The organism is Aromatoleum toluolicum (assembly GCF_012911005.2).
Taxonomy (GTDB): Bacteria; Pseudomonadota; Gammaproteobacteria; order Burkholderiales; family Rhodocyclaceae; genus Aromatoleum; species Aromatoleum toluolicum.
In genome coordinates this window covers 23,992-50,006 of record NZ_WTVS01000021.1, presented here as the reverse complement: position 1 = coordinate 50,006, position 26,015 = coordinate 23,992, and the positions used below count along the sequence as shown (strand labels likewise).

Below are 26,015 nucleotides of genomic sequence, written 5' to 3'. Positions count from 1 at the left end.
GATGAGTTTTTCGCTCGAAGGGCAGGTGGCCCTCGTGACCGGCGCGTCCCGCGGGATCGGACGCGCGGTGGCGCTCGAACTGGGCCGACTGGGCGCGACCGTCGTCGGCACGGCAACTTCGGAGGCCGGTGCCGCCGATATCGAAAATGGTCTGCGGGAAGCGGGCATCACGGGGTGCGGAATGGCGCTCAACGTTACCGACGCCGCCGCGTGCGAAGCGGCCATCGGCGACATCGAGAAGCGCTTCGGCGCCGTCGGCATCCTCGTGAACAATGCCGGCATTACGCGCGACAACCTCGCGATGCGGATGAAGGACGAGGAGTGGGATGCCGTCATCGACACCAACCTGAAGGCGGTGTTCCGCATGTCGCGCCTCGTCATGCGTGGCATGATGAAGGCACGGGGCGGCCGCATCATCAACGTCACGTCCGTGGTTGGCAGCGCCGGCAACCCTGGGCAGGCGAACTACGCGGCCGCGAAGGCCGGCGTCGCGGGCATGAGCCGCGCGCTGGCGCGTGAGCTGGGTAGCCGCAATATCACCGTCAATTGCGTGGCGCCGGGCTTCATCGACACCGACATGACCCGTGCGTTGCCGGAAGCGGCCCGCGACGCGCTGTTGGGCAACATCGCCCTCGGCCGTCTCGGGCGTCCCGAAGAAATCGCCGGAGCGGTGGCCTTCCTGGCCTCGCCCGCTGCTGCCTACGTTACGGGCACGACCCTGCACGTGAATGGCGGCATGTACATGTCGTAATCGCCGGCGGCGATAGCGGTTCTCATCCTTTTTGGTAGAATACGCCGGCTTTTTTTCTTACATATCTGGATCATTCTGGGAAGGAGTTAGTTCATGGAGAACATCGAGCAGCGCGTCAAGAAAATTGTCGCCGAACAACTTGGTGTGAACGAGTCGGAAATCAAGATCGAATCCTCGTTCGTCGACGATCTGGGCGCGGATTCGCTGGATACCGTGGAACTGGTCATGGCCCTCGAGGAAGAGTTCGAGTGCGAAATCCCGGACGAGGAAGCTGAGAAGATCACCACGGTTCAGCAGGCGATTGACTACGTCAACGCCCACCTGAAGAAGTAAGACTGATTACCGGAGCGAACATTGACCCGTCGCAGAGTCGTCATTACCGGTCTGGGCATCATTTCCCCGGTCGGCAATACCGTTCCGGAGGCCTGGGACAACATTGTCAACGGCCGCTCCGGTATTGGCGAGATCACGCGCTTCGATACCACGAACTTCCCGGTGAAAATCGCCGGTGAGGTGAAGGGGTTCGACATCGACGCGTATCTCTCGCCGAAGGAGGCCCGCCGCATGGATGTGTTCATCCATTACGGCATGGCCGCTGGCATCCAGGCGTTCAAGGATGCCGGCCTGCAGGTTACCGCGGAGAACGCCGAGCGTATCGGCGTCAATCTGGGCTCGGGCATCGGCGGCCTGCCGATGATCGAATCCACGCATGACGATTTCCTGAAGGCGGGGGCGCGCAAGATTTCCCCGTTCTTCATTCCCGGCACGATCATCAACATGATCGCGGGCAATCTGTCGATCATGTTCGGCCTCAAGGGGCCGTGCCTGGCGATGGTTACCGCCTGTACGACCGCTACGCATTGCATCGGCGAAGCCGCGCGTCTCATCCAGTACGGCGACGCCGACGTGATGATCGCCGGCGGAGCCGAGTCGACGGTGACGCCGCTTGCCGTTGGTGGATTTGCCTCCGCCCGTGCGCTTTCCACGCGCAACGACGATCCGCAGACGGCGAGCCGTCCGTGGGACAAGGGGCGCGACGGCTTCGTGCTCGGGGAGGGGGCTGGCGTACTCGTGCTCGAAGAATATGAGCATGCGAAGGCGCGTGGCGCGAAGATCTATGCCGAAGTCGCCGGCTTTGGCATGAGCGCCGACGCCTACCACATGACCGCACCGTGCGAGGACGGCAACGGCGCTGCGCGCTGCATGACGAATGCGATGCGCGATGCCGGCATGGCGCTCGACGAAGTCGACTATATCAACGCGCACGGAACATCGACCCCGCTCGGCGATCTGGCCGAAACGACGGCAGTCAAGCGGTGCTTTGGCGACCGCGCGAAGTCGATCGCGGTGAATTCGACCAAGTCGATGACCGGTCACCTGCTTGGCGCAGCCGGGGGCGTCGAGGCGGTGTTCACGACCTTGGCGATCCATAATCAGATCGCTCCGCCGACGATCAACATCTTCGAGCAGGACGAAGGCTGCGATCTCGACTATGTCGCGAACAGGGCACGCCCGATGGAGATTCGCGCCGCGCTGTCGAACTCGTTCGGTTTTGGCGGCACCAACGGAACCATCGCGTTCCGCCGCGTCTGAGTCATCGGTGAGGTAGCCCGTGCGCTACCCGCTTGAACTCGGGCTTCGCCCGTCGAAGTTGATGTTGCTGTTGAACGCCGCGATCCATGCGATCGCGGCGTTTGCATTTCTGCGATCGTCCTTTCCGCCGCCGCTTGTCATCGTCGTCGTCGTGGGACTGGGAATCTCGCTGCGCTCGGCGATCCGCGGCGAACGGGAGAAGGCGCGCGTGCGTCTGGTCCTCCAGGACGATGGCGAACTGAGCGTGGATCCCGACGGCCACGGGCGCCGAACGGTGTACGCGGTGCCCGAGCCGGGTTGCGTCGATTTCGGCTGGGCGGTGTGGATTCACTGGCGCGGTACGCGGGTGCGACATTCGTCTCGCAGATCGATGCGCGGGGCGCTGATGCTCGTGCGTGGAAATGTCAGTGACGCCGAGTGGCGGGGCCTGAAGATCTGGCTCAGGCACAAGGCCGGTGCTGCCCGGACGGACGAGTCCGGGGGCGATGCACCCGAGCAACGCTGAACTCGTGGGGGCGAACCCGTTACGGCCGATGCGTGCCTTCCCTCAGCGCCGGTGCGGGCGCAGGACGGTGGGGCGTGCGACCGGCAGTGTGTCCGGGTAATCGCGCGAGCTGTGCAGGCCGCGGCTTTCCTTGCGGCGGAGGGCGCAGCGCACGATCAGGTCGGCAGTGACGACGAGATTGCGCAGTTCGATCAGATCATTGCTGACGCGGAAGTGCGAATAGAACTCGTTGATTTCGCGCGACAGCAGGCGGATGCGGTGCTGCGCACGCTGCAGGCGCTTGGTCGTGCGCACGATGCCGACATAGTCCCACATGAACCGCCGCAGTTCGGCCCAGTTGTGCGAGATCACGACTTCTTCGTCGGCGTCGGTCACGCGGCTCTCGTCCCAGTCCGGGAGTCGGGGCAGGGGGCGGCGCGGTTGGGAAAGGATGTCGTTCGCTGCCGCCTCGCCAAAGACCAGGCATTCGAGGAGCGAGTTGCTGGCGAGGCGGTTCGCGCCGTGAAGGCCCGTGTACGCGGATTCGCCGACCGAGTAGAGGCCCGGCACGTCGGTTCGTGCGGCAAGATCGGTAACGATGCCCCCGCAGGTGTAGTGAGCCGCAGGAACGACGGGAATTCCCTCTCGCGTGATGTCGATTCCCAGTTCCAGGCAGCGCGCGTGAATATTGGGAAAATGCTCCCGCAACCAATCCGCCGGCTTGTGGCTGATGTCGAGATAGACGCAGTCGAGGCCGTGCTTCTTCATCTCGAAGTCGATGGCGCGGGCGACGATGTCGCGTGGAGCCAGTTCCGCACGGGCATCGTGCGCCGGCATGAATCGGGTGCCGTCGGGCAATTTCAGCAGTCCGCCTTCACCGCGCACGGCTTCCGAGATCAGGAAGGATTTCGCCTGCGGGTGATAAAGGCAGGTCGGGTGGAACTGGATGAATTCCATGTTGGCCGCGCGGCAACCGGCCCGCCATGCCATGGCGATACCATCGCCGGTCGCGACGCTGGGGTTGGTCGTGTATAGATAGACCTTGCCCGCGCCGCCGGTCGCAATGACGGTACTGCGGGCGCCGATCGTTTCGACGCGGTCGTTGGCGATGTCGAGCACATAGGCGCCAAGGCAGCCCTGGTCGGGCAGGCCCAGCTTGTCGCCGAGGATCAGGTCGACGGCAATGTGGTTCTCAAGGATGTCGATATTGGGGTGCTTGCTGACCTGTTCCGTCAGCGTTGCCTGCACCGCAGCGCCGGTGGCGTCCGCCGCATGGATGATGCGCCGGTGCGAGTGGCCGCCTTCGCGCGTGAGGTGATATCCAAGGCTCGACTGGTCCTCGCGCGTGAAGGGGACGCCGCGTCCGATCAGCCATTCGATGGCCGCCTTCCCGTGTTCGACGACAAAGCGTGTCGCCTTCGGGTCACACAGGCCGCCGCCCGCGATATAGGTGTCCTGGATATGGGCTTCGATACTGTCGGAGGTGTCGAGGACCGCTGCGATTCCGCCCTGCGCCCACGCGCTGGCACTGTCGGAGATCGCGCGTTTGGTGACGAGGGCGACTCTAAGACTGTCTGCCAGGCGCAGGGCGATCGATTGCCCCGCGGCACCGCTGCCGAGGATGAGTACGTCGTATTGTTTTGACAAGATCGTATGTGCCAAGAATCGACAGATTCTTCAACTATATCACGTTCGATATGCCGCTCCGGGACGTTGGTCGCCGTGGCCTGTGCGCGTGCGGGAAAACCACTTTGCGGTCTGAACTATTTCAAAGCGTGTCGGTCTTCTTGATAGCTTCGACTTTGCCGTAGACGGGGCGGGGTCGCTATACTGGCGCGGATTTTGCACAACATAGTGAAACGACCCGCCCATGAGCGATCGCGAGATAGATCAGCAGCTTGTCGAGCGCGTGCAGCGCGGTGACAAGCAGGCTTTCGGCTTGCTGGTAGCAAAGTACCAGCGCAAGCTGCACAGGCTGCTGTCCCGCTTGATCCGCGATTCGGCAGAGGTCGAAGACGTGGCCCAGGAAACCTTCATCAAGGCGTACCGCGCCTTGGGATCGTTTCGTGGCGATAGTGCTTTTTACACATGGCTTTACCGTATCGGGATCAATACCGCTAAGAACTATCTGGTTTCGCAAGGACGACGGGCGCCGACTTCGACCGGATTCGATTCGGAAGAGGCGGAGACCTTCGAGGAAGGCGAGCAGTTGCGCGATATCAATACGCCGGAACGTCTGATGATGACGCGGCAGATCGGCGAGACGGTCGATCAGGCGATGGAGGCTCTGCCGGAGGAGTTGCGTACGGCGATCATGCTTCGTGAGCTCGAAGGGCTGAGCTACGAGGAAATTGCCAGCATCATGGATTGTCCGATCGGAACCGTGCGTTCGCGAATCTTTCGCGCACGCGAGGCGATAGCTGAAAGACTGCGGCCGCTGCTGGATACGGCACCTGATAAACGTTGGTAGGTGGTACTCATGAAGGACAGATTGTCGGCACTTCTCGATGGTGACCTCGACGAGCAATCGGCGCATCCGGTTCTTGAGTCGATGCGGCGCGACCGATCCTTGCGCACCGACTGGGAGGCTTACTGCCTGATCGGTGACGTGCTTCGCGGAGACCGTGACGGGCACGCCGGTTTTGTCGGACGCGTCATGGCGAACATCGACGAGGAACCCACCTTGCTCGCGCCTCCCGTGCGCGGCGCGGCGGAGGGCGGGCGGCTGTGGCGGTCCGTGATGCCGCTGGCCGCCTCTGTGATGGGCGTAGCTGCCGTGGGGTGGGTTGCCCATACCTTGTACAGCGATCAGGGGCCGGGGGCCGGCAGCCCCGTTGCCGTGGCGCGAACGTCGGCCGCCGTCGCGGCGCATACGGCGGTACGTCCGGTTGCCGTTACGCCTACACCGGTTGCTGTGGACCCGACGCGCGAATACGTGTTCGTTCATCAGGCGATGTCCGGCGGCGGCCCCATATCAGGTGTGATCCAGCACGTGCGCACCGTTTCCGATGTCGGGCAGGACAGTGGTCGATGAGGCGGATTTCGGCTGTTTTGGCGGTCTGCGCGGCATTGATGCAGGCGGCGGCCATTGCGGAGTCTCCGAGTGATCCATTGTCCTGGCTCGGGCGAATGGCGACGGCGGGCCAGCGCCTGAATTACTCCGGTACTTTCATCTATCAGTCGGGAAAGAATTTCGAGACATCGCGCATCGCGCACATGAGCGATGCGAACGGCGAGCACGAACGCCTCGAGGTGCTCGACGGCAGTCCGCGCGAGGTGATCCGCAGCAATAGCGAAGTGCGTTGCGTGCTGCCGGACCAGAAGACCGTGATCATCGACCGCCCGGGTACCCGCCGTGCATTCCCTTCGCGATTGCCGGTGGCATTCGGCGGCCTCGCGGAGAATTATCGTATCCGCAAGGGCGGCGTGGGCCGGGTTGCGGGTCTGGACGCGCAGCAGATCATCCTCGAGCCGAAAGACGACCTGCGCTTCGGTTACCAGCTGTGGGCGGAGCTCCAGTCGGGTCTCCTGCTCAAGGCTCGCACGGTCGATGATCGCGGCGAGATCGTCGAGCAATTCACCTTCAGTGACGTAAGGATAGGCGGCGAGATCGGTAGCGATGCCTTCCGTCCGCGCATAACGAAGAGCAGCGACTGGCGGATTGTCCAGGCCAATGGCGTCGAAGTGCGCAAGGAGGACAGTGGGTGGGCGCTGAACGCGCCGCTGGCCGGGTTTTCCCTTGTGTCGGTCATGCGCAGGCCCCTCGGCCGGGATCGGGGAGAAGCGCTGCACATGGTGTATAGCGACGGACTCGCATCCATATCGGTGTTCATCGAGCCGAATGACGGGGCGCGTGCTGAGCCGGGTCCGTTCGCGAGTGGCGCGATCAACATCTACAAGCGCGTCATTGGTCCGCATCTCGTGACGGCTCTGGGCGAGGTGCCCTTGCGATCAGTACAACGGCTGGGTGACGCGATCGAGCCGGTGACGCGATGAACGAAGCGCAGGGCGTGGTGGAGCGGGTCGAGGGCGCACATGCGTGGGTTCGCCTCACCGAGCGGGCGGGGGGCTGCGGACGCTGCGACGAGCCGGGCGGATGCCGCTCGACAGGGCTCGCGTATGCGCTGAAGGCCCCAAATGAAGTGTTTGCGGTTTCAAATTCCATCGATGTCAGGCCGGGCGAGTTCGTGCGCCTGCGGCTGCACGATGGCGCGCCGTTACGGGGTGCGCTGCTGGGTTATGGCTTGTCCGTCGGTCTGCTGCTGGTCGGTGCTGCGCTGGGCAGCGCACTCGCCGATCCGGGAACCGACCTGATCGCAGCGACGGGCGGCCTTGCCGGTCTGGCGGTCGCGTGCGGGGTCAATCGCGCGGTGTTCCGCAGCCGTACATTGCGTCGCGGGTTCGACATTGAAATGGTGCGCGGGAGCGCAGGATGCGGTGCGACGGGGGCGGCGCAGGAATGAGCCTCGGGCGTCTGTTGCGCGCACTGGCCTTTGCGCTGTCTTGCGTATTTGCATCCTCTGCCGCGTGGGCCGCAGGCAGCCTGATTGCCTTGCCCGATTTCACGCAACTCGTGCAGCGGCATGGCGCGGCCGTCGTGAACATCAGCGCTGCGCAGGCGGGGAAGGGCGTGGGGCCCGGATTCCCGCAGCTCGCGCCGGACGATCCGATGTTCGATTTCTTTCGGCGCTTCATTCCGCGCAAGCCCGAGCATCCCCGTATCGATCCCGACAACAAGTCCCTGGGATCCGGCTTCATCGTGAGTGCGGACGGGTATATCCTGACCAATGCGCATGTCATCGATGGGGCGGAGGAGATCATCGTCCGCCTGATCGACAAGCGCGAGTTCCGCGCGCGCGTGGTCGGGGCGGACGCGCGCTCGGATGTCGCGCTGATCAAGATCGATGCGACCGACCTTCCGCGTCTGGCGATCGGCGATCCGGACAAGCTCCAGGTCGGCGAGTGGGTCGTGGCGATCGGTTCGCCCTTCGGTTTCGATCATTCGGTGACGGCCGGCATCGTCAGCGCGAAGGGGCGCAGCCTGCCGGACGAGAATTTTGTCCCCTTCATCCAGACCGACGTCGCGATCAATCCCGGCAATTCGGGCGGACCGCTGTTCAACCTCAGAGGCGAGGTCGTTGGCATCAACTCGCAGATCTACAGCCAGACCGGTGGTTTCATGGGGCTGTCGTTCGCGATCCCGATCAACCTCGCGATGGAGATCCAGGGCCAGCTCAAGTCCAGCGGTCGCGTGCAGCGCGGGCGCATCGGTGTCGCGATCCAGGAAGTGACGCGCGCGCTCGCGGAGACCTTCGCGCTGCCGCGTGCGGAAGGCGCGCTCGTGAGCGCCGTCGAGCCGGGTGGCCCGGCGGCGAAGGCAGGCATCGAGCAGGGCGACGTGATCGTGCGTTTCGCCGGCAAGGCGGTCGAAGAATCCAGCGATCTGCCGCGGATCGTGTCGACGAGCCTTCCCGGCTCCCAAGTCAGCCTGTCACTGTACCGGGCGGGCGCGCTGCGCGAGATCAACATCGTCGTCGGCGAATGGACGGATGAAGGCAGTTCGCGCTCGCGCCGAAGCGAGCGCGCGCAGCCGGCGCCGAACAAGCTCGGTCTGGCGCTCTCATTGCCGACCCCGGCGCAGAAGCGCGAGCGCAACGTTGAGCACGGGCTGGTCATCGAACGGGTGCAGGGCGCTGCGGCGCGTGCCGACCTGCAGGTGGGCGACATCGTGCTCGCAATCGTGTCCGGTGGGCGCCAGATCGCGCTGAAGTCGGTGGATGCCTTTGCGCGCCAGGCTGCAGAGGTCAAGGACGGCCAGTTGGTGACGCTGCTGGTGCACCGCGGTTCCGGAACGAGCTACGTCACCCTGAGGGCGGGAGATTGAGCATGGTACGAGAGCTCACCGTCATGAGTCGCGAATGGTGTCACCTGTGTCACGACCTCGTTGAGCGCCTGCTGCCCCTGGCTGCAGAACTCGGATGGGCCGTGCGCGTCCTGGACGTCGATGCCGATCCTGTGCTGGAAGCGCAATGGGATGAACTGGTTCCCGTCGTCCTGGCCGGCGAGACGGAGCTGTGTCATTACCACCTCGACGAGGCGGCGATCCGTGCCTATTGCGGGCGTTTTCCGCTAGAATCCGCGGCTTAGCTGCTTCAACCGACTCATCCTGGGTGCCGCATGGCACCTTTCTTTTGTTCGCGCATGCAACACATCCGAAATTTCTCCATCATCGCCCACATCGATCACGGCAAGTCCACGCTGGCCGATCGGCTCATCCACTTCTGCGGCGGGCTCTCCGATCGCGAGATGGAGGAGCAGGTGCTGGATTCGATGGACCTCGAGCGCGAGCGCGGGATCACGATCAAGGCGCAGACGGCCGCACTGCAGTACAAGGCGAAGGATGGTCAGGTCTACAACCTGAACCTGATCGACACGCCGGGGCACGTTGACTTTTCCTACGAGGTGAGCCGTTCGCTGTCGGCCTGCGAGGGCGCGCTGCTCGTGGTCGATGCGTCGCAGGGCGTGGAGGCGCAGACGGTCGCGAACTGCTACACGGCGATCGAGCAGAACGTCGAGGTCGTGCCGGTCCTGAACAAGATCGACCTGCCCGCGGCGGATCCGGACAACGCGCGCCAGGAGATCGAGGACGTGATCGGCGTCGATGCGTCCGAGGCCGTGCTGTGTTCCGCGAAGACGGGCCTGGGCATCGAGGACGTGCTCGAGACCGTCGTGCGCCGCGTGCCGCCGCCCAAGGGCGATCCCGCAGCGCCGCTGAAGGCGCTGATCATCGATTCGTGGTTCGACAACTACGTCGGCGTCGTGATGCTGGTGCGCGTCGTGGACGGCGTGCTGCGGCCGAAGGACCGGATACTCCTGATGGCGAACGGTGCCCAGTATCCATGCGACCAGGTCGGCGTGTTCACGCCGCGCTCGGTTCCGCGTACTGAATTGTCTGCTGGCGAGGTGGGCTTCATCATCGCCGGTATCAAGGAGTTGCAGGCGGCCAAGGTCGGTGACACCGTGACGCTCGCGAACCGACCGGCGGCCGAAGCATTGCCCGGTTTCAAGGAGATCAAGCCGCAGGTGTTCGCGGGCCTGTATCCGGTCGAGTCGAGCGAATACGACCAGTTGCGCGATTCGCTGGAGAAACTGCGCCTCAACGACGCGTCGCTGCAGTTCGAGCCGGAAGTCTCGCAGGCGCTGGGATTCGGCTTCCGCTGCGGCTTCCTCGGCCTGTTGCACATGGATATCGTGCAGGAGCGTCTCGAACGCGAATTCGACATGAACCTCATTACGACGGCGCCGACTGTCGTGTATGAGGTTGTGATGAACAGCGGCGAAGTGATTCATGTCGAGAATCCTTCGAAACTGCCCGACGTGTCGAAGGTTGCGGAGATTCGCGAGCCCATCATCACGGCGACGATCTTCATGCCGCAGGAGTACGTCGGTCCGGTGATCACGCTGTGCAACCTGAAGCGCGGGGTGCAGGTCGATATGCGCTACCACGGCCGTCAGGTGCAGCTGATTTACGACCTGCCGATGAACGAGGTCGTCATGGACTTCTTCGACAAGCTGAAGTCGGTGTCGCGCGGTTACGCGTCGCTCGACTATGAGTTCAAGGAGTACCGTGCGGCCGATCTCGTGAAACTCGACATGATGGTCGGCGGCGAGAAGGTCGATGCGCTGTCGGTGATCGTGCACCGCGCCTCGGCACAGTATCGCGGGCGTGAAGTCGCGGCGAAGCTGCGTTCGCTGATTCCGCGCCAGATGTTCGACGTCGCCGTCCAGGCCGCGATCGGCTCGCACATCATCGCGCGCGAAACCATCAAGGCACTGCGCAAGAACGTGCTCGCAAAGTGCTATGGCGGTGACATCTCGCGGAAGAAGAAGCTGCTCGAGAAGCAGAAGGAAGGCAAGAAGCGCATGAAGCAGGTCGGTAACGTCGAGATTCCGCAGGAGGCCTTCCTCTCCGTGCTGCGGGTGGACGAAGGCAAGTAAGCGGCGAGGCCTTGCGCCGCGCTGCGTTGAATCGCGACGAAACGGAGATTGTGTGAATTTTGCGCTGGTGTTGTTCCTGCTGCTGGTGGCAACGGCGATCCTTTGGGGCATCGACCACTTGTACGCGAAGAAGCGTCGCGCGCCCGGCTCTCCCGCGCCTTGGTGGGTCGAATACGGCGCGAGCTTCTTTCCGGTCATCCTGATCGTGTTCGGCCTGCGCTCGTTCATCGTCGAGCCGTTCAAGATTCCGTCCGGATCGATGATTCCGACGCTGCTCGTCGGCGATTTCATCCTCGTGAACAAGTGGACCTATGGCATTCGCCTGCCGGTGATCAACAAGAAGATCATCGACGTCAATTCGCCAAAGCGCGGCGACGTGATGGTGTTCCGCTATCCGGCCGATCCGTCCATGGATTACATCAAGCGTGTCGTGGGCCTCCCGGGCGACAGGATCGAGTACGTCGACAAGCGCCTGCGCATCAATGGCGAAACGGTGCCGATCGCTCCGCAGGACGATTACCTCCATCCGGATCGCCTGTATTACTCGCCTCGTTTCCTGGAGAAGCTGGGCGCGACCGAGCATTCGGTGTTGATCGAGCGCGACGTGCCGCCCTTCGTGCCGCAGGTGCTCGATTATCCGCATCGCGAGAACTGCACCTATACTACGGCCGGCGTGCGTTGCACCGTACCCGAAGGGCATTACTTCGTGATGGGCGACAACCGCGACGCGAGCAGCGACAGCCGCGTCTGGGGATTCGTTCCGGATGAGAACATTGTCGGCAGGGCGTTCTTCATCTGGTTCAACTTCAACGACATGAAACGGATTGGCGGGTTCCACTAGAACGGAGACGGCATGCGGATGAAGAAATGGCAACGGGGCATGAGCCCCATCAGCGTACTGGTTGTCGGGGGGCTTCTCGGCTTCGTGCTGCTGATCGGTTTTCGTGCGGTTCCGGCGGTGAACGAGTACTTTGCGATCCAGCGCATCATCAAGCTCGTCGCTGATGAAGGCGACGGTGGGGCGTCGATCGCCGACATGCGCAGAAGTTTCGAGCGCCGCGGGCTAATCGATGACGTGTCGACTGTCACCGGCGCGGACCTCGACATCAGGAAGGATGGTGGCAAGGTCGTCATCGACGTCGAGTATTCCCGGAAGGTTCCGGTGGTGTCGAACGTCAGCCTGCTGATCGACTTCAAAGCAACGACGATCGGAAGATAGTGGCAGCCAATCTGGATCGCCTCCAGCGGATCATCGAACATCAGTTCACGGACCGCGCGCTGCTGGAACAGGCGCTTACGCACCGCAGTTTCGGGCAGCCCAATAACGAGCGGCTGGAGTTTCTCGGCGACAGCATCCTGAATTGCGTCGTCGCGATCGCACTGTTCGAGCGTTTCGGCGAGTTGCACGAAGGCGAGATGTCGCGCCTGCGGGCGTCGCTCGTGTGTCAGGACGGCCTGCACCGCATCGCCCGAGAACTAGATCTCGGCGAGTACCTGCGGCTGGGCGAGGGGGAGTTGAAGAGCGGCGGGTTCCGCCGGCCCTCCATCCTCGCCGACGCGCTTGAAGCCACGTTCGCGGCGGTGTTTCTCGACCGGGGTTTCGACGCGGCGAAAGCGGTGATCGACCGACTGTACGCGCCGCTGATCGCGGAGATCGATCCCCGCGTGGCAGCCAAGGATCCGAAAACTGCGTTGCAGGAATACCTGCAGGGGCGCAGGATGGCTTTGCCGACCTACACGACGGTGAAGGTGCATGGCGAGGCGCATGCGCAGGAATTCGAGGTCACCTGCGAGGTCAACGCACTGAAGATCCGTACCACCGGGCGGGGCACGAGCCGTCGCGCCGCGGAGCAGCAGTCGGCCGAGAACGCGCTGGCGCAGTTGAGGAAGTCATGAACGAGAATATCGGCCCGGAAAACGTGCCTGCCGCAGCGCCCGAAGGATTCCGCACGGGTTTCGTCGCCATCGTCGGACGGCCCAACGTCGGCAAATCGACGCTGCTGAACCGCCTGATCGGACAGAAGATCAGCATCGTTTCGCGCAAGGCGCAGACGACGCGGCATCGCGTCACGGGCATCCTGACCAACGACGACGCACAGTTCGTCTTCGTCGATACGCCGGGTTTCCAGACCAAGCATCGCAACGCGCTCAACCGTTCGATGAACCGGACGGTGTCGCAGGTGCTCGCCGACGTCGATCTCGTGCTTTTCGTGATCGAGGCCGGGCGTTTCGGCGAGGACGACCGCAAGGTCGTCGAGGTGCTGCCGCAGGAAGGGAAGGTGGTCCTCGTCATCAACAAGGTCGATCGGCTTGCCGACAAGACCCAGTTGCTGCCCTTCATCGCGCGCGTGAAGGACGCCTATCCGTTCACCGAGATCGTGCCGCTCAGCGCCGAACGCGGGACCAACGTCGAGCAGTTGCTCCGGGCGGTGACGCCGCTCCTGCCCGAAGGGGCGCCGATGTACGGCGAGGACGAGATCACCGATCGCAGCGAACGTTTTCTCGCGGCGGAGTTCCTGCGCGAGAAACTCTTCCGCCTGCTGGGCGACGAGCTGCCCTACGGCATCGCGGTGGAGATCGAGAAGTTCGAAACGGAAGGCAGGCTGCGTCGCATCCATGCGGCGGTCGTCGTCGATCGTGCCAGTCACAAGGCGATCGTCATCGGCAAGGGCGGCGAACAGTTGAAGCGCATCGCCTCGGAAGCGCGTGTCGAACTGGAGCAGCTGTTCGACGGCAAGGTGTTTCTCGAGGTGTGGGTCAAGGTCAAGAGCGGCTGGGCGGATGACGAGCGCGCCCTCAAGAGCCTGGGCTACGAATAAGGCCTGCGGGCGCATGCCGTCGTGAGCCAGAAGCAGCGCGTCGACCAGCAGCCCGGTTTCGTCCTGCATACGCACCCCTGGCGAGAGACGAGCCTCATCGTCGAAGTCTTCTCGCGCGATCACGGCCGCGTCGCCCTGGTCGCCAAGGGCGCGCGGCGCCCCATGTCGGCGCTGCGGGGCGTCATCATGGCGTTTCAGCCGCTGCTGCTGGACTGGTCCGGTGGCGGCGAGATGAAGACGCTCGTGCGCGCCGAGCGCTGCGGCGGACAGCCGTTGCTGGCGGGCCGCGCGCTGATGTGCGGTTACTACCTGAACGAGCTGATGGTGCGCCTGACGGCCCGCGAGGATCCGCATGCCGTGCTGTTCGATGCGTACGCCCGTGCGATTGCGACCCTTGGTCGCGGCGAGCCGCAGGAGCCGGTCCTGCGCCGCTTCGAACTCGCGCTGCTGCGCGAGCTCGGTTACGGCGTCGGTCTCGCTTCGGACAGCGACTCGGGCGCGCCGCTCGATCCCAGCGCCGCCTACGTCTATATAATCGAGCGCGGTCCGGTGCCGGTGCCCGAGGACGCGGGCGATCTGCCGGCGACGAGCGGGCAGACCCTGCTCGACATGGAGCGCGACGATTTTTCCCGCCCCGAGACGCTGGTCCAGAGCAAGGCCTTACTTCGTATGCTGATCAACCATTATCTCGGCGGGCAGACGCTGCAGTCGCGCCGCGTACTAAAGGAGTTGCTGGAGCTGTGATCGAACTCGGCGTGAATATCGACCACGTGGCGACGCTGCGCCAGGCGCGCCGCATCTGGGAGCCGGACCCGGTATGGGCGGCCGTGGAGGCGCATCTCGGCGGAGCGGACGGCATCACCGTGCATCTGCGCGAGGACCGGCGCCACATCCAGGACGAGGACGTGCGCAGACTGCGCGAGCTCACGCAGGTCAAGCTGAACCTCGAGATGGCCGCGACCGACGAGATGGTCGGGATCGCGTGCCGCCTGAAGCCGGAGATGGCGATGCTGGTGCCGGAGGGGCGGCACGAGGTGACGACGGAAGGTGGCCTCGACGTCGTTGCCCAGGAGGCGCGGTTGACGAGCGTCGTGGGGCGGCTGGCCGACGCCGGGATCGTCACGAGCGTGTTCATCGATGCGGAGATTGCGCAGGTCGAGGCCGCCGCGCGCATCGGCGCGCGCGTGTGCGAGATCCACACCGGGCCTTATGCGCATGCCTTCCACAATGCCGGACGGGACGCCGAGAGCACCTCCGTGCTCGCGGAAATCGCGAAGGTGCGCGAGGCGGGCGAGGCGATCCGTGGCCTGGGCATGCGCTTCAATGCCGGCCATGCCCTCAACTATTACAACGTGCAGCCGATCGCCCGGCTTGCCGGCGTGCGCGAGCTGCACATCGGCCACTCCATCGTCAGCCGGGCGGTGTTCGCCGGCATGCGCGAGGCGGTGCGCGAGATGAAGCGCCTGATGCGCGAGGCCGCAGGGCAGGGCTGCTGAGTAGCGCCCGATGATTCACGGGATCGGTACGGATATCGTTCAGGTCGCCCGCCTGGGTGCTGCGCTGGAGCGCAACGGTGAGCGCTTTGCCGCGCGAATCCTTGCGGCCGGCGAGGAGCGCGAAGGCTTTCGGGTCAGTCGCGATCCGGCCCGATTTCTTGCCAAGCGTTTTGCCGCCAAGGAGGCCTTCGGAAAGGCCCTGGGGACGGGGGTTGCCGTCCCGGCGACCCTGCATGCGGTCCGCGTCGGGCACGACGCGCTCGGCAAGCCGGTCTACCTGTTTGACGACGGGCTTGCCGCCTACATGCGGGAGCGCGGACTGACCGCGCATCTGAGCCTGAGCGACGAAGCCGATTACGTGGTTGCGTTTGCGCTGATCGAGAAACCATGAATTCGACAACTCAAGACAAGCTGCGCCTGCCGCTCGGGCCCGTGATGCTCGACGTCGCGGGCACCGTGCTCACCGACGAGGAGCGCGAGCGCCTGTGTGATCCGCTGGTCGGCGGTGTGATCCTGTTTGCGCGCAACTTTACCGGCTCAGAGCAGCTCGCGGCTCTGACGGCCGAGATCCACGCGTTGCGCGATCCGGCGCTCGTGATTGCGGTCGATCACGAAGGCGGGCGCGTGCAGCGCTTCCGCACCGACGGCTTTACACGTTTGCCGTCGATGCGCAGGCTCGGGCAGTTGTGGGCGCAAGACCACGTTGCCGCGCTGGATGCGGCGCGCGCGGTCGGCTACTTGCTCGCGTCCGAACTGCTGGCCCACGGCGTGGACCTCAGCTTTGCGCCCGTGCTGGACCTCGATTACGGCTGCAGCCGGGTGATCGGGGACCGCTCCTTTCATCGCGACCCCCAGGTGGCGGCGTCGCTCGCGCAGTCTCTCGCGGCGGGTATGGCCGAGGCCGGGATGGGCTGCGTCGGTAAGCACTTCCCGGGACATGGTTTCGTCGAGGCGGATTCGCACCTCGAAATCCCGGTCGACGAGCGCGACTTCGACGCGATCTGGAACGAGGACATCGTTCCTTACCGCCATCGCGTCGGCCGGCAGCTCGCTGGCGTGATGCCGGCGCACGTCATCTACCCGAAGGTCGATCCGAATCCGGCGGGCTTCTCGCCCTTCTGGTTGCAGGACGTTTTGCGCACGCGCGTGGGCTTCACCGGTGTGGTGTTCAGCGACGACCTTACGATGGAGGGGGCCGCCGTGGCCGGCGACATCCTCGCACGGGCCAAGGCGGCCTATGCGGCCGGCTGCGACATGGTGCTGGTGTGCAATCGCCCGGATCTGGCCGCCGATCTGCTGGACCGCTGGCTTCCCGAGGTGCAGCCCGAGAGCCGCGCACGCATCGGCGCCTTGCGCGCGCGTCCGCAGTTCCGCGACCCCTTCGCGCTCGAGCTGAGCCCGCTCTATCAGCAGGCGCGCGGGACCGTCGCGGGGATTCCGGAAGAGCTCGCCTGAGCGTTCATCCGGTTCCGAGCCCGCCGGCAATGACCAAGTCCGTCGCGCCTTTCGATGCCAGGACGTTCCTGAAGACGGTGCCTGAGGAACCCGGCGTCTATCGGATGATAGGTGCCGAGGAACGGGTGCTTTACGTCGGCAAGGCAAAGAATCTCAAACGGCGGGTGTCGAGCTACTTCCTGCGCACGCAGCCCAGTCCGCGCATCGCACTGATGGTCGCGCAGATCCAGCGCGTCGACGTGACGGCGACGCGTTCGGAGGCCGAGGCGCTGATCCTCGAGAACAACCTCATCAAGAGTCTGGCGCCGCGCTACAACATCCTGTTCCGCGACGACAAGTCTTATCCATACATCGAACTCTCCGGCGATGGGTTTCCGCGCCTGGCCTACCACCGGGGAGCTTTCGCGAAGGGCGCGCGGTACTTCGGTCCCTTTCCGAACGCCTACGCCGTTCGCGAAAGCATCCATCTGCTGCAGAAGACCTTCCAACTGCGCACCTGCGAGAACTCGGTGTTCCAGAACCGTTCGCGCCCGTGCCTGCTGCACCAGATCAAGCGCTGCACGGCACCGTGTGTCGGCCTGATCGACAGCGACGACTACGCCGCCGACGTGAAGCTTGCGGCGCGCTTCCTGGACGGGCGCGCGTCCGAGGTCATCGACGACCTGAGCGCGCGCATGCAGGCCGCTGCCGAGCGCCTCGCGTTCGAGGAGGCGGCGGCGATCCGCGACCAGGTGCGCGTGCTGCAGGCCGTGCTGCAGCGGCAGTATGTCGACAGCCGCAGGGATGAGGACGTCGACATCATCGCCGCGGTCGAGGAGGGCGGGCTGACCTGCGTGAATATTGCGATGGTGCGCGGCGGCCGCCACCTCGGCGACCGTCCGCAGTTCCCGAGCACCGCAGCAGGCTGCGGTGCGCTCGACGGGGCGCTGGCCTTCGTCGAGCAGCATTACCGCGATCACGGCATGCCCGCACGCCTGCTGCTCGACGTGCCGCTGGAGCCGGTCAAGGCCCTGATGGCGGAGATCAGCGACAAGCCTTGCGCCCTGGTGACGCCGCGCAGCGCTGCCGAAAAGGCGTGGATGGAGATGGCGGAGAATAACGCGCGCCTCGCCATCCTCGCCCGCGCGCGCGACACGGGGCGTAGCGAGGCGCGTCTCGAGGCCCTGCGCGAGGTGCTGGACCTGCCGGAGGCGCCGCGCCGCGTCGAGTGCTTCGACATCAGCCACACGATGGGCGAGGCGACGGTCGCCTCCTGCGTCGTGTGCGTCGATGGCGCGATGAAGAATTCCGAGTATCGTCGCTACAACATCGCCGGGATCACGGGCGGCGACGACTTCGCGGCGATGCGGCAGGTGCTGGAGCGCCGCTACGGCAAGGTCGCTGCGGGCGAGGGGCTGTGCCCCGACCTGATCCTGATCGACGGCGGCAAGGGGCAGGTGAGTTCCGCGCTCGAAGTGCTGACCGAGGTCGGACTCGAGTCGATCGCGATGGTCGGCGTCGCCAAGGGCGAGGAGCGCAAGCCGGGCCTCGAGACGCTGATCTTCGCTGACGGGCGCGCTCCGCTGAACCTCGCCTCGGATCATCCCGCGCTGCACCTGATCCAGGAAATCCGCGACGAGGCGCACCGTTTCGCGATCACGGGCCACCGTGCGCGTCGCGCGAAGGCGCGCATCGGCTCGCGCCTCGAGGACATTCCCGGCGTCGGTGCGACCCGGCGGCGCAACCTGCTCGCCACCTTCGGCGGGCTCGACGGCGTGCGTGCGGCCACGGTCGAGGATCTCTGCCGCGTCGATGGGGTGAGCCGAAAGCTCGCCGAAGCGATATACAATGCGTTGCACTAGCCATGCATCTGTCGCATTTCCGCCATCTTCTCAATGCAGATCAACATTCCGAACTCGCTGACCTGGGCGCGCATCGCGCTGATACCGCTCTTTGTCGGCGTCTTTTACCTTCCGGAACAGTGGCTTGATCCGCAGGAAAAGAATCTCGCCGCGACCCTGATCTTCATCGTCGCGGCGGTGACGGACTGGTTCGACGGCTACCTCGCGCGGGCGCTGAACCAGACCTCCGCTTTCGGTGCCTTCCTCGACCCCGTTGCCGACAAGCTGATGGTTGCGGCCGCGCTGATCCTGCTCGTGCAGTTGGCGCGCGTCGATTCGATCATCGCCGTGGTCATCATCGGGCGCGAGATCACCATCTCCGCGCTGCGCGAATGGATGGCGCGCATCGGCGAGTCCGCGGGTGTCGCGGTTGCGTTCGTCGGCAAGCTGAAGACCGCCGCGCAGATGACTGCAATCCCTCTCCTGCTGTACGACGCCCCCTTGTGGCACGTGGACGTCAGGCTGGTCGGCGAAATACTGATCTATGCCGCGGCGGCGCTGACCCTGTGGTCGATGGGCTATTACCTGCATCGCGCGATGCCCCATCTGGCCAACGAAGGAAGCAAGGCGCGGCGTCCCGGCTGATGCTGGGCAGGGGCGTCGGCGCACGGTAGAATGCCCAGCCCTCGCGGCCGGGATGGTGAAATCGGTAGACACAGCAGACTTAAAATCTGCAGCCTTTGGGCGTACGGGTTCGAGTCCCGTTCCCGGCACCACGCGCCAACGGGCATGCGTTTGCCCCAGTCCGGAAGTCCACGTGATCGTTCTTAACCTCAGCTGCGACCATGAGCACCTGTTCGAGGGTTGGTTTGCCTCGGCGGCGGCTTATTACGAGCAGCGCGACCGGGGATTGGTGTCCTGTCCGGTGTGCGGATCGACCACGATTTCGCGGCGTCCCAACGCGCCGTACGTGAACACGGGGGCGTCGGCCCCGGTGGAGGAGAAAAAAACCGGCTTGCCGGCTGGTGCCGGAGCTGCGCCAGTCGCTTCGGTTGCGCCGAGCGCCGATGTGGTTGCGGCAGCGATGGCGATGCTGCGCCGTCTCGGCCGGGAGTCGGAGGACGTGGGCGATCGCTTCGCCGACGAAGCGCGCCGTATCCATCATGGTGATAGCGAGGCACGCAATATCCGCGGCCGTGCGACGCGCGACGACGTCAGCGAGCTGATGGACGAAGGTATCGCCGTACTGCCCTTGCCTGCAGACGAGGATCTGCACTAAGGGCTGCGTCGGTGCGTCGGCTGGTCCTCAGCAGCGCGCCTGGACCAGAGGAATCCACATTTCGTCGGGCGACAGCCCGCCGTGAACGCCGATCATCGCGTGTTCCTGTTCGCCCGGAACATGGTCGCGAATCGTCCAGCCCGGTTCCATCAGCAGCGCATGTGTCCCGATGCGCTCCCGCAGTCGCCGATGAGGTTTGCCCGGGCCGAATACGCCGAGGCCGATCAGGTCGTCCGAATGCGCGACGATCGCCTTCCCCCTCAGGTGTTCGCGTGCCAGCAGCTCGAAATCGCGCTCCGCTCCGCGGCGCACGGCGCAAAAGGCCGTACGCCGTTCGCCGAACAGCGGCGCTGCCAGCATGGTTTGCAGATCGGACAGGGTGTCCAGATCGATGACGCGTTCCGGCGGCGAGTCGATGAAGCCGTGGTCGGCCGTAAGGACGATGTCGGTACCGCTACCGCGCAGTCGTTCGAGGAGCTGCCCGAAGGCCGCGTCGATGCGCTCGAAGTGCGTGACGACCTCCTTCGAGGTGCAGCCGTACGCGTGGCTGAGACCGTCGAAGGTCGGATAGTAGGCATGCACGAGGGCGGGGCGGCTTCCGCTCGCGCTGATCGCCCCGGCGATTGTGTCGATCATCCCCTGCAGGCCCTTGTAGCCTTGGGTGCTTGCTCCGCGGCTGTGACGGCGCGAGTAGGGGGAGAATGCCAGGTCACGGGGCGAGACGAAGATCGCAGGACGTTTGCGGTGCTGAAAGAGCGTGCGATAGGCAAATAGCCGGGGCACGGCAAGCGGGCCTCTCAGGGGAGCCCCGCCGCGCCGGATGGCCGGCAGCGGTGCGATGACGCCGCCGAAGCGCCGGTCGTGGATGAACCACCCCGTCAGGCCATGGCGTGCGGGGGTGAGACCCGTCATCGTCGTCGTGACGGCGCTCGCGGTGGTGCTCGGGAACACGGAGGTGAGGCGGTCCGTCCGGTGGGCGAGGAGTGTTCCGCTGGCGCCGTTGCGCCGCAGGAACATGTCGCCGAGGCCGTCGATGAGGATGAACACGAGCTTGCGCGGCGTTGCGTCCGGGTCGGGGGGAATGGACGGCCCGGGGGCGTGCCAGGGGCTGCCATCGAGATACGCCCGCACACTCCGGATCAACCCGAACAGGCCGCCGTCGCCATAGTCGGGCAGCACGGCATCCTGCGGCAACTCGATGCCTGAAGAATCGGACGGATCGGGTTGCCGGGAGCGGGACATGAAAATGGGCGGCGAAAGACAAAAAGGGAAGGTGCATCGGCACCTTCCCTTTGTCAAATGCTGGAGCGGGAAACGAGTCTCGAACTCGCGACCTCAACCTTGGCAAGGTTGCGCTCTACCAACTGAGCTATTCCCGCGTGTACTTCTGGAGGCGCGAGCCGGAGTCGAACCGACCTACACGGATTTGCAATCCGGTGCATAACCGCTTTGCTATCGCGCCAGTTGTCTGCTCTGACTCCCGATACGCCATCGGGTGAAAAGGCTTTACGGAGCCTTTTCGAGAATCTGGAGCGGGAAACGAGTCTCGAACTCGCGACCTCAACCTTGGCAAGGTTGCGCTCTACCAACTGAGCTATTCCCGCGAAAGACCGCCATTATAGGTCGTGATTTGGCGGTGTCAACTACCCCCTGAAAACTCGTTCTTAGCGATCGCGCTGGGGCTTCTTCTTGCCCGGTTTGAAGCCGGTGCCCTGCGTTTCACGACGCTCGGAGGGGAAGGGTTTGCCGCCCTGCGGGCGATCGCCTCCCGGCTTGCCGGCGGGCTTGTCCCACGGTTTTGCGAAGGATTTTCGCGGTGCGTCCTCGCCGCGAGGAGCGGGCTTCGCGCCGAAGCGCGGGCCGGGCCCGGGTCGGGGGCGTGCGGCGTCGCGCTGCGCCTCGTCGTGGTCCAGTGGGCGGATGTTCAGCTGGCGCTGCCGCACACGCACGCGACGCAGGATGTCGAGGACGTCGTGAGGCAGATCGCCCGGCAGTTCGACGGTGCTGTAATCCTCGTACAGGTTGATCTGGCCGATGAAGCGGCTTTCGATGCCGGCTTCGTTCGCGATCGCGCCCACGATATCCTTGGGGGTCGCCTGCTGGTTGCGGCCGACCTCGATGCGGTAGCGCTGCAGGCGCCCATCGGAGAAGTCGCGGCGGCGTTCCAGGATGGCATCGCGGTTCTCGCGCGGGGGGCGTTCCGTGCGCGGGGCGGATTGCGCTGCGGCGATGTCGGGGCCGGCGCTCCGCGGCAGCTGCAACGGGCGTTCGCGCTGTGCGAGGAAGGCCAGCGCGGCGGCAATGTCGTGGATGTCGGCATCGTGGCTGTCTTCCATGCCGGTGACGACCTCGCGGAAGAAGTCGAGGTCTTCGGATTCGAGCACTGTCGCCACCTGCTGGCGGAAGGCGGTCACGCGCTTGTCGGCGACGGCTTCGCGCGACGGCAGTTGCAGTGCTTCGATCGGCTGGCGCGTCGCCCGCTCGATCATCTTCAGCATGCGCATCTCGCGCGGCGCGACGAAGAGGATGGCGCTGCCGGTGCGGCCCGCGCGGCCCGTGCGGCCGATGCGGTGAACGTAGGCCTCGGTGTCGTAGGGGATGTCGTAGTTGATGACGTGGCTGATGCGCGGCACGTCCAGGCCGCGCGCGGCGACGTCGGTCGCGACGACGATGTCGAGGCCGCCACCCTTGAGCTGTTCGATGACCCGTTCGCGCAGCTGCTGGGTCATGTCGCCGTTCAGTGCGGCAGCGGCATAGCCGCGCGCCTCGAGCTTCTCGGCGAGTTCGACGGTGGCGGTCTTGGTGCGCACGAAGACGATCGCTGCGTCGAACTCCTCCTCGACCTCGAGGATGCGCGTGAGGGCGTCGAGCTTGTGCGCAACCGCGATCTGGCAGAAGCGCTGGCGGATCGTCGTCACGGTGGTCGTGGCGGTCTTTATCTTCACCTCGCGCGGCTCGCGCAGGTAGCGATGGGCCACGCGCCGGATCGCGTCCGGCATCGTCGCGGAGAACAGCGCGGTCTGCCGTTCGGCCGGGACGTGCTCGAGGATCCATTCGACATCGTCGATGAAGCCCATGCGCAGCATTTCGTCGGCCTCGTCGAGCACCAGCGTCTTGAGACCGTCGAGGTTGAGGCTCTCGCGCTCGATGTGATCCATCACGCGGCCCGGCGTGCCGACGACGACATGCGCGCCGCGGCTCAGCTGGCGCAGCTGCACGACCATGCTCTGGCCGCCGTAGATCGGCAGCACATGGAAGCCGGGCAGATTCTTCGCATAGCGCTGGAAGGCTTCCGCAACCTGGATCGCGAGTTCGCGCGTCGGGGTCAGCACGAGGACCTGCGGCTTGCGCGCGGAGAGGTCGAGGCGGTCGAGCAGTGGTAGCGCGAAGGCCGCCGTCTTGCCGGTGCCGGTCTGGGCTTCGCCCAGCAGGTCATGCCCGGCGCGCAGGTGCGGGATGCAGGCCGCCTGGATCGGCGACGGGGTTTCGTATCCGATGCCGGCGAGGGCTTCGAGGATCGGGGGGCTCAGCTCGAGCTGGGCAAAGGATTCGATAGTGGGGTTCATTGGGGGTCGTGAGGAGGGATTGGATGGTGCGCCCGATGTTGCCTGCATCGTACCGAAATCGCGGGGTGGTCGCTCGGCGCGGGCGCATGCCGTGTGACCCGGGTGCCATTGCTGCGAGTGGCGTCAGCGCCGGACCGTGCCGGTTGCGCGGGCGGGTGAGGGGTGGAGTCGAGAACCGACTCGTGCGGGCGAAGACCGAACTCGCCTTTCGCGGGGATGGTCGCGGCGGGGCGGACGGGCATGGCCGGTCCGCCCGCGGGAGCTCAGGCGCGCAGCGCCGCAGTGCGGTGGGCCTGGATGATGGGCAGGATCTGCCCGAAGATCTTGGGGCTGCCGGCGACGACGTTGCCGGTTTCCATGTAGGTGCCTTCGCCGGCAAGGTCGCTCACCAGGCCGCCCGCTTCCTGGATCAGCAGTGCGCCGGCTGCCACGTCCCAGGGCTGCAGGCCCATCTCCCAGAAGCCGTCGAGGCGTCCGCAGGCCACGTAGGCGAGGTCGAGCGAGGCGGCGCCGGGGCGGCGGATGCCTGCGGTCTTCTGCGTCAGGTCCTTGAACATCGCGAGGTAGGCGTCGACGTGGTCGAACTGGCGGAACGGAAAGCCCGTGCCGATCAGCGATTCGTTCAGGCGCACGCGCTTGGAAACACGGATGCGGCGGTCATTGAGGAAGGCGCCGCGGCCCTTGGTGGCGGTGAATAGCTCGTTGCGCGTCACGTCATAGACAACGCCTTGATCGAGCACGCCGTTCTTCGTCAGCGCGATCGAGATCGCGTACTGGGGGAAGCCGTGGATGAAGTTCGTCGTGCCGTCGATCGGGTCGATGATCCACTGGTATTCGCTGTCGGAGGACTGCGCGGACGCGCCCGACTCCTCTGCTAGAATGCCGTGCTCCGGGTATGCTTCGCGCAGGACCTCGATGATGGCGGCCTCGGCGGCCTGATCGACTTCGGTGACAAAATCGTTCGGGGACTTGGCCTGGACCGACACCTGGTCCAGCTGCAGCGAGGCGCGATTGATGATGGAGCCCGCGCGGCGGGCGGCTTTCACTGCAATGTTCAGGGTGGGGTGCATGCGCGTCGGTCTCGCTGGAGTCGGGGGCCCGGAGAGCGTCCCGCTCGAAAGAATTCCAATAAAACGAAGCATTTTAATATGAACGGAGCCATCGCGCTCGACCGCATCCGCATCGTACTTTCCCGTACAAGCCATCCCGGCAACATCGGCGCCGCTGCGCGCGCGATGAAGACGATGGGGCTCGGCCGTCTCTGGCTGGTCCAGCCGGCCTCCTTTCCCGATCCGGTGGCGGAGGCGCGCGCCTCTGGTGCCGGCGATCTCCTCGCGGCCGCACGGGTCGTCGGCTCGCTCGAGGAGGCGCTCGAGGGCACCATCCTCGCGGCGGCCGTCACGGCGCGGCGGCGCGAACGTTCGGTGCCCGTGCGCATTGCGCGCGAGGCGGCCCCGGAGCTGGTGTCGTTTGCCGAAAAAGGTGAAGTCGCGCTGGTGTTCGGCAACGAGACGAGTGGGCTCACGAACGAGGAGGTCGGGCTCTGCTCGATGCCGGTGACGATTCCGGCGAACCCTGCATTTTCGTCGCTCAATCTCGGCGCCGCGGTGCAGCTGCTGTGTTATGAGCTTCGCATGGCGGCGCTGAATCCGCTTCCGCCCGCGGAGGCGCTCCCGGACCTGGCTGCGTTCGAGGAGATCGAGGGCTTTCATCGTCATCTCGAAAGGGCGATGACCGTCAGCGGTTTCTACGACCCCGCAAATCCGAAGCGCCTGTTGCAGCGCTTGCGCCGCCTGTTCGGCCGCATCCGGCTTGAAAAGGAGGAGGTGAATATCCTCCGCGGCATCATTAGTGCGCTTGAGCGCAAAGCTGAGTAAAATACTCGGAATTAAAAAACCGGACACCGGAGCAAGCCACACATGTTCAGACGTCTGCGCGAAGACCTGGCCAGCGTTCGCGAACGCGACCCCGCCGCCCGCTCGACCTGGGAGGTGCTGACCTGCTATCCCGGCGTGCATGCGCTGTTCCTGCACCGCTTTGCGCACGGCGCATGGAAACGCGGCTTCTACTGGGTGGGGCGATTCGTCAGTCACGTCAGCCGTTTTCTCACCGGCATCGAGATCCATCCGGGAGCGACGATAGGCAGGCGCGTCTTCATCGACCACGGCATGGGGGTGGTGATCGGGGAGACGGCCGAGATCGGGGACGATTGCACGATCTATCAGGGCGTGACGCTCGGGGGGACGTCGCTGTACCGCGGTGCGAAGCGGCATCCGACGCTGGGCACGGGGGTCGTGATCGGCGCGGGTGCGAAAGTGCTCGGCGGCTTTACGGTCGGTGATGGCGCGCGAGTCGGTTCCAATGCTGTTGTCGTCAAGCCGGTGCCGGTCGGGGCTACCGCGGTCGGCAATCCCGCCCGCGTCATCGAACCCGATCGGGATAACGCGCGCGACCGTGCGCGCGAGCAGAAGGCCGAGCAGATGGGCTTCTCCGCCTACGGCGTGACGAAGCAGATGGACGACCCGCTGAGCAAGGCGCTGCACGGACTGCTCGATCACGCGGTCGAGACAGACCGTCGCATCCAGATGCTGGTGGAGCGTCTGGAGAAGGCTGGATTCAACCTCGACGTGGCGATCGAAAAGAGTGACGAATTTGACGCCGAGCGCCTATCGAAGATGGTTGATTGAGTGACATCCGATTAGTTGACTGATTTTGTCGGGCTCCGTATAGTTGAGCGAAACGTTCGGGTATTCC

General features: G+C 65.0%; 27 protein-coding genes, 4 tRNA genes and 1 pseudogene. 25 read left to right on the top strand and 7 right to left on the bottom strand.

The window, feature by feature from the left end; translation table 11 throughout:
• Position 1 precedes the first annotated feature (1 nt).
• The 4 genes from fabG to GPA27_RS11620 all read left to right on the top strand — a co-directional run bounded on the left by fabG (position 2) and on the right by GPA27_RS11620 (position 2,849).
• Entirely contained in the window at positions 2-751 is a 750-nt protein-coding gene (fabG, locus tag GPA27_RS11635; RefSeq protein WP_169140586.1) for a 3-oxoacyl-ACP reductase FabG, read from the top strand.
• Positions 752-844: 93 nt separating this feature from the next.
• Positions 845-1,084 (top strand): acyl carrier protein, encoded by a 240-nt coding sequence (acpP, locus tag GPA27_RS11630; RefSeq protein WP_004255952.1) that lies wholly within the window; start codon positions 845-847, stop codon positions 1,082-1,084.
• Positions 1,085-1,105: 21 nt separating this feature from the next.
• On the top strand, positions 1,106-2,344 hold the full coding sequence (gene fabF, locus GPA27_RS11625; RefSeq protein WP_169140584.1) for a beta-ketoacyl-ACP synthase II: 1,239 nt from the start codon (positions 1,106-1,108) through the stop codon (positions 2,342-2,344).
• A 19-nt stretch (positions 2,345-2,363) separates the two neighbouring features.
• A complete protein-coding gene (locus GPA27_RS11620; RefSeq protein ID WP_169140582.1) occupies positions 2,364-2,849 on the top strand; it encodes a protein YgfX in 486 nt (161 codons plus the stop codon).
• A gap of 42 nt (positions 2,850-2,891) precedes the next feature.
• On the opposite strand, the gene nadB is transcribed toward GPA27_RS11620, so the two are convergent.
• On the bottom strand, positions 2,892-4,475 hold the full coding sequence (gene nadB, locus GPA27_RS11615) for an L-aspartate oxidase (RefSeq protein WP_169140580.1): 1,584 nt from the start codon (positions 4,473-4,475) through the stop codon (positions 2,892-2,894).
• 223 nt (positions 4,476-4,698) lie between these two features.
• On the opposite strand from nadB, the gene rpoE reads away from it, so the two are divergent.
• From rpoE to GPA27_RS11520, 19 genes are all read left to right on the top strand, one after another.
• Positions 4,699-5,298, top strand: a complete 600-nt coding sequence (gene rpoE / locus GPA27_RS11610) for an RNA polymerase sigma factor RpoE (protein WP_050416433.1) — start codon at positions 4,699-4,701, stop codon at positions 5,296-5,298.
• 9 nt (positions 5,299-5,307) lie between these two features.
• Complete coding sequence (locus GPA27_RS11605) at positions 5,308-5,862, top strand: sigma-E factor negative regulatory protein (RefSeq protein ID WP_169140578.1); 555 nt, start codon at positions 5,308-5,310, stop codon at positions 5,860-5,862.
• Entirely contained in the window at positions 5,859-6,824 is a 966-nt protein-coding gene (locus GPA27_RS11600; RefSeq protein ID WP_169140577.1) for a MucB/RseB C-terminal domain-containing protein, read from the top strand. Before GPA27_RS11605 ends, GPA27_RS11600 begins: the two co-directional genes overlap by 4 nt.
• Positions 6,821-7,291 carry a SoxR reducing system RseC family protein gene (locus tag GPA27_RS11595; RefSeq protein WP_169140575.1) on the top strand — a complete coding sequence of 157 codons (471 nt, stop codon included), beginning with the start codon at positions 6,821-6,823 and terminating at the stop codon, positions 7,289-7,291. Before GPA27_RS11600 ends, GPA27_RS11595 begins: the two co-directional genes overlap by 4 nt.
• Positions 7,288-8,712: a Do family serine endopeptidase gene (locus GPA27_RS11590; protein WP_246261044.1), complete on the top strand. Its 1,425-nt coding sequence runs from the start codon at positions 7,288-7,290 to the stop codon at positions 8,710-8,712. The genes GPA27_RS11595 and GPA27_RS11590 overlap by 4 nt, the downstream gene beginning before the upstream one ends.
• A 2-nt stretch (positions 8,713-8,714) precedes the next feature.
• Entirely contained in the window at positions 8,715-8,975 is a 261-nt protein-coding gene (locus GPA27_RS11585; protein ID WP_169140571.1) for a glutaredoxin family protein, read from the top strand.
• Between the two features lie 54 nt (positions 8,976-9,029).
• On the top strand, positions 9,030-10,826 hold the full coding sequence (gene lepA, locus GPA27_RS11580) for a translation elongation factor 4 (protein ID WP_169140569.1): 1,797 nt from the start codon (positions 9,030-9,032) through the stop codon (positions 10,824-10,826).
• Positions 10,827-10,878: 52 nt separating this feature from the next.
• A complete protein-coding gene (gene lepB / locus GPA27_RS11575) occupies positions 10,879-11,667 on the top strand; it encodes a signal peptidase I (protein WP_169140567.1) in 789 nt (262 codons plus the stop codon).
• A gap of 12 nt (positions 11,668-11,679) precedes the next feature.
• Positions 11,680-12,045, top strand: a complete 366-nt coding sequence (locus tag GPA27_RS11570; protein WP_169140565.1) for a DUF4845 domain-containing protein — start codon at positions 11,680-11,682, stop codon at positions 12,043-12,045.
• Complete coding sequence (gene rnc, locus GPA27_RS11565) at positions 12,045-12,722, top strand: ribonuclease III (protein WP_169140564.1); 678 nt, start codon at positions 12,045-12,047, stop codon at positions 12,720-12,722. Before GPA27_RS11570 ends, rnc begins: the two co-directional genes overlap by 1 nt.
• On the top strand, positions 12,719-13,645 hold the full coding sequence (gene era, locus GPA27_RS11560) for a GTPase Era (protein ID WP_169140563.1): 927 nt from the start codon (positions 12,719-12,721) through the stop codon (positions 13,643-13,645). The genes rnc and era overlap by 4 nt, the downstream gene beginning before the upstream one ends.
• A gap of 21 nt (positions 13,646-13,666) precedes the next feature.
• Entirely contained in the window at positions 13,667-14,389 is a 723-nt protein-coding gene (gene recO, locus GPA27_RS11555; protein ID WP_256222904.1) for a DNA repair protein RecO, read from the top strand.
• Positions 14,386-15,141, top strand: a complete 756-nt coding sequence (locus tag GPA27_RS11550) for a pyridoxine 5'-phosphate synthase (RefSeq protein ID WP_169140562.1) — start codon at positions 14,386-14,388, stop codon at positions 15,139-15,141. Before recO ends, GPA27_RS11550 begins: the two co-directional genes overlap by 4 nt.
• Positions 15,142-15,151: 10 nt before the next feature.
• A complete protein-coding gene (acpS, locus tag GPA27_RS11545) occupies positions 15,152-15,532 on the top strand; it encodes a holo-ACP synthase (protein WP_169140561.1) in 381 nt (126 codons plus the stop codon).
• Positions 15,529-16,596 carry a beta-N-acetylhexosaminidase gene (gene nagZ / locus GPA27_RS11540; protein WP_169140560.1) on the top strand — a complete coding sequence of 356 codons (1,068 nt, stop codon included), beginning with the start codon at positions 15,529-15,531 and terminating at the stop codon, positions 16,594-16,596. The genes acpS and nagZ overlap by 4 nt, the downstream gene beginning before the upstream one ends.
• Positions 16,597-16,625: 29 nt before the next feature.
• Complete coding sequence (gene uvrC / locus GPA27_RS11535) at positions 16,626-18,437, top strand: excinuclease ABC subunit UvrC (protein ID WP_169140559.1); 1,812 nt, start codon at positions 16,626-16,628, stop codon at positions 18,435-18,437.
• Between the two features lie 33 nt (positions 18,438-18,470).
• Complete coding sequence (pgsA, locus tag GPA27_RS11530; protein WP_169140558.1) at positions 18,471-19,061, top strand: CDP-diacylglycerol--glycerol-3-phosphate 3-phosphatidyltransferase; 591 nt, start codon at positions 18,471-18,473, stop codon at positions 19,059-19,061.
• A gap of 46 nt (positions 19,062-19,107) precedes the next feature.
• Positions 19,108-19,192 (top strand) — tRNA-Leu (locus tag GPA27_RS11525).
• Between the two features lie 41 nt (positions 19,193-19,233).
• Positions 19,234-19,695 (top strand): DUF1178 family protein, encoded by a 462-nt coding sequence (locus GPA27_RS11520; protein WP_169140557.1) that lies wholly within the window; start codon positions 19,234-19,236, stop codon positions 19,693-19,695.
• A 27-nt stretch (positions 19,696-19,722) separates the two neighbouring features.
• Here the strand turns inward: GPA27_RS11520 and GPA27_RS11515 are convergent, their stop codons facing one another.
• The 6 genes from GPA27_RS11515 to GPA27_RS11490 all read right to left on the bottom strand — a co-directional run bounded on the left by GPA27_RS11515 (position 19,723) and on the right by GPA27_RS11490 (position 24,331).
• Complete coding sequence (locus GPA27_RS11515) at positions 19,723-20,937, bottom strand: alkaline phosphatase family protein (RefSeq protein ID WP_169140555.1); 1,215 nt, start codon at positions 20,935-20,937, stop codon at positions 19,723-19,725.
• A gap of 61 nt (positions 20,938-20,998) precedes the next feature.
• Positions 20,999-21,074 (bottom strand) — tRNA-Gly (locus tag GPA27_RS11510).
• Positions 21,075-21,083: 9 nt separating this feature from the next.
• Positions 21,084-21,157, bottom strand: a tRNA-Cys gene (locus tag GPA27_RS11505).
• Between the two features lie 66 nt (positions 21,158-21,223).
• A tRNA-Gly gene (locus GPA27_RS11500) sits at positions 21,224-21,299 on the bottom strand.
• A gap of 60 nt (positions 21,300-21,359) precedes the next feature.
• Complete coding sequence (locus GPA27_RS11495; RefSeq protein ID WP_169140554.1) at positions 21,360-23,261, bottom strand: DEAD/DEAH box helicase; 1,902 nt, start codon at positions 23,259-23,261, stop codon at positions 21,360-21,362.
• Positions 23,262-23,524: 263 nt separating this feature from the next.
• A complete protein-coding gene (locus GPA27_RS11490; RefSeq protein ID WP_169140553.1) occupies positions 23,525-24,331 on the bottom strand; it encodes an inositol monophosphatase family protein in 807 nt (268 codons plus the stop codon).
• 78 nt (positions 24,332-24,409) lie between these two features.
• Between GPA27_RS11490 and GPA27_RS11485 the strand changes: the two genes are divergently transcribed.
• Both GPA27_RS11485 and cysE read left to right on the top strand, forming a co-directional pair.
• Positions 24,410-25,138 (top strand): RNA methyltransferase, encoded by a 729-nt coding sequence (locus GPA27_RS11485; RefSeq protein ID WP_169140552.1) that lies wholly within the window; start codon positions 24,410-24,412, stop codon positions 25,136-25,138.
• A gap of 39 nt (positions 25,139-25,177) precedes the next feature.
• Positions 25,178-25,948: pseudogene (cysE, locus tag GPA27_RS11480) on the top strand (serine O-acetyltransferase); the annotation flags it as partial.
• Between the last annotated feature and the right edge of the window lie 67 nt (positions 25,949-26,015).

What these genes read in the sequence shown, in the direction of transcription:
- uvrC (WP_169140559.1), top strand. Translation starts at nt 16,626, where the DNA reads ATGACCAAGTCCGTCGCGCCTTTCGATGCCAGGACGTTCCTGAAGACG.
- GPA27_RS11590 (WP_246261044.1), top strand. Translation starts at nt 7,288, where the DNA reads ATGAGCCTCGGGCGTCTGTTGCGCGCACTGGCCTTTGCGCTGTCTTGC.
- GPA27_RS11570 (WP_169140565.1), top strand. Translation starts at nt 11,680, where the DNA reads ATGCGGATGAAGAAATGGCAACGGGGCATGAGCCCCATCAGCGTACTG.
- lepA (WP_169140569.1), top strand. Translation starts at nt 9,030, where the DNA reads ATGCAACACATCCGAAATTTCTCCATCATCGCCCACATCGATCACGGC.
- acpS (WP_169140561.1), top strand. Translation starts at nt 15,152, where the DNA reads ATGATTCACGGGATCGGTACGGATATCGTTCAGGTCGCCCGCCTGGGT.
- GPA27_RS11495 (WP_169140554.1), bottom strand. Translation starts at nt 23,261, where the DNA reads ATGAACCCCACTATCGAATCCTTTGCCCAGCTCGAGCTGAGCCCCCCG.
- nagZ (WP_169140560.1), top strand. Translation starts at nt 15,529, where the DNA reads ATGAATTCGACAACTCAAGACAAGCTGCGCCTGCCGCTCGGGCCCGTG.
- GPA27_RS11600 (WP_169140577.1), top strand. Translation starts at nt 5,859, where the DNA reads ATGAGGCGGATTTCGGCTGTTTTGGCGGTCTGCGCGGCATTGATGCAG.
- GPA27_RS11605 (WP_169140578.1), top strand. Translation starts at nt 5,308, where the DNA reads ATGAAGGACAGATTGTCGGCACTTCTCGATGGTGACCTCGACGAGCAA.
- pgsA (WP_169140558.1), top strand. Translation starts at nt 18,471, where the DNA reads ATGCAGATCAACATTCCGAACTCGCTGACCTGGGCGCGCATCGCGCTG.
- GPA27_RS11515 (WP_169140555.1), bottom strand. Translation starts at nt 20,937, where the DNA reads ATGTCCCGCTCCCGGCAACCCGATCCGTCCGATTCTTCAGGCATCGAG.
- era (WP_169140563.1), top strand. Translation starts at nt 12,719, where the DNA reads ATGAACGAGAATATCGGCCCGGAAAACGTGCCTGCCGCAGCGCCCGAA.
- GPA27_RS11485 (WP_169140552.1), top strand. Translation starts at nt 24,410, where the DNA reads ATGAACGGAGCCATCGCGCTCGACCGCATCCGCATCGTACTTTCCCGT.
- GPA27_RS11585 (WP_169140571.1), top strand. Translation starts at nt 8,715, where the DNA reads ATGGTACGAGAGCTCACCGTCATGAGTCGCGAATGGTGTCACCTGTGT.
- rpoE (WP_050416433.1), top strand. Translation starts at nt 4,699, where the DNA reads ATGAGCGATCGCGAGATAGATCAGCAGCTTGTCGAGCGCGTGCAGCGC.
- acpP (WP_004255952.1), top strand. Translation starts at nt 845, where the DNA reads ATGGAGAACATCGAGCAGCGCGTCAAGAAAATTGTCGCCGAACAACTT.
- GPA27_RS11490 (WP_169140553.1), bottom strand. Translation starts at nt 24,331, where the DNA reads ATGCACCCCACCCTGAACATTGCAGTGAAAGCCGCCCGCCGCGCGGGC.
- GPA27_RS11595 (WP_169140575.1), top strand. Translation starts at nt 6,821, where the DNA reads ATGAACGAAGCGCAGGGCGTGGTGGAGCGGGTCGAGGGCGCACATGCG.
- fabG (WP_169140586.1), top strand. Translation starts at nt 2, where the DNA reads ATGAGTTTTTCGCTCGAAGGGCAGGTGGCCCTCGTGACCGGCGCGTCC.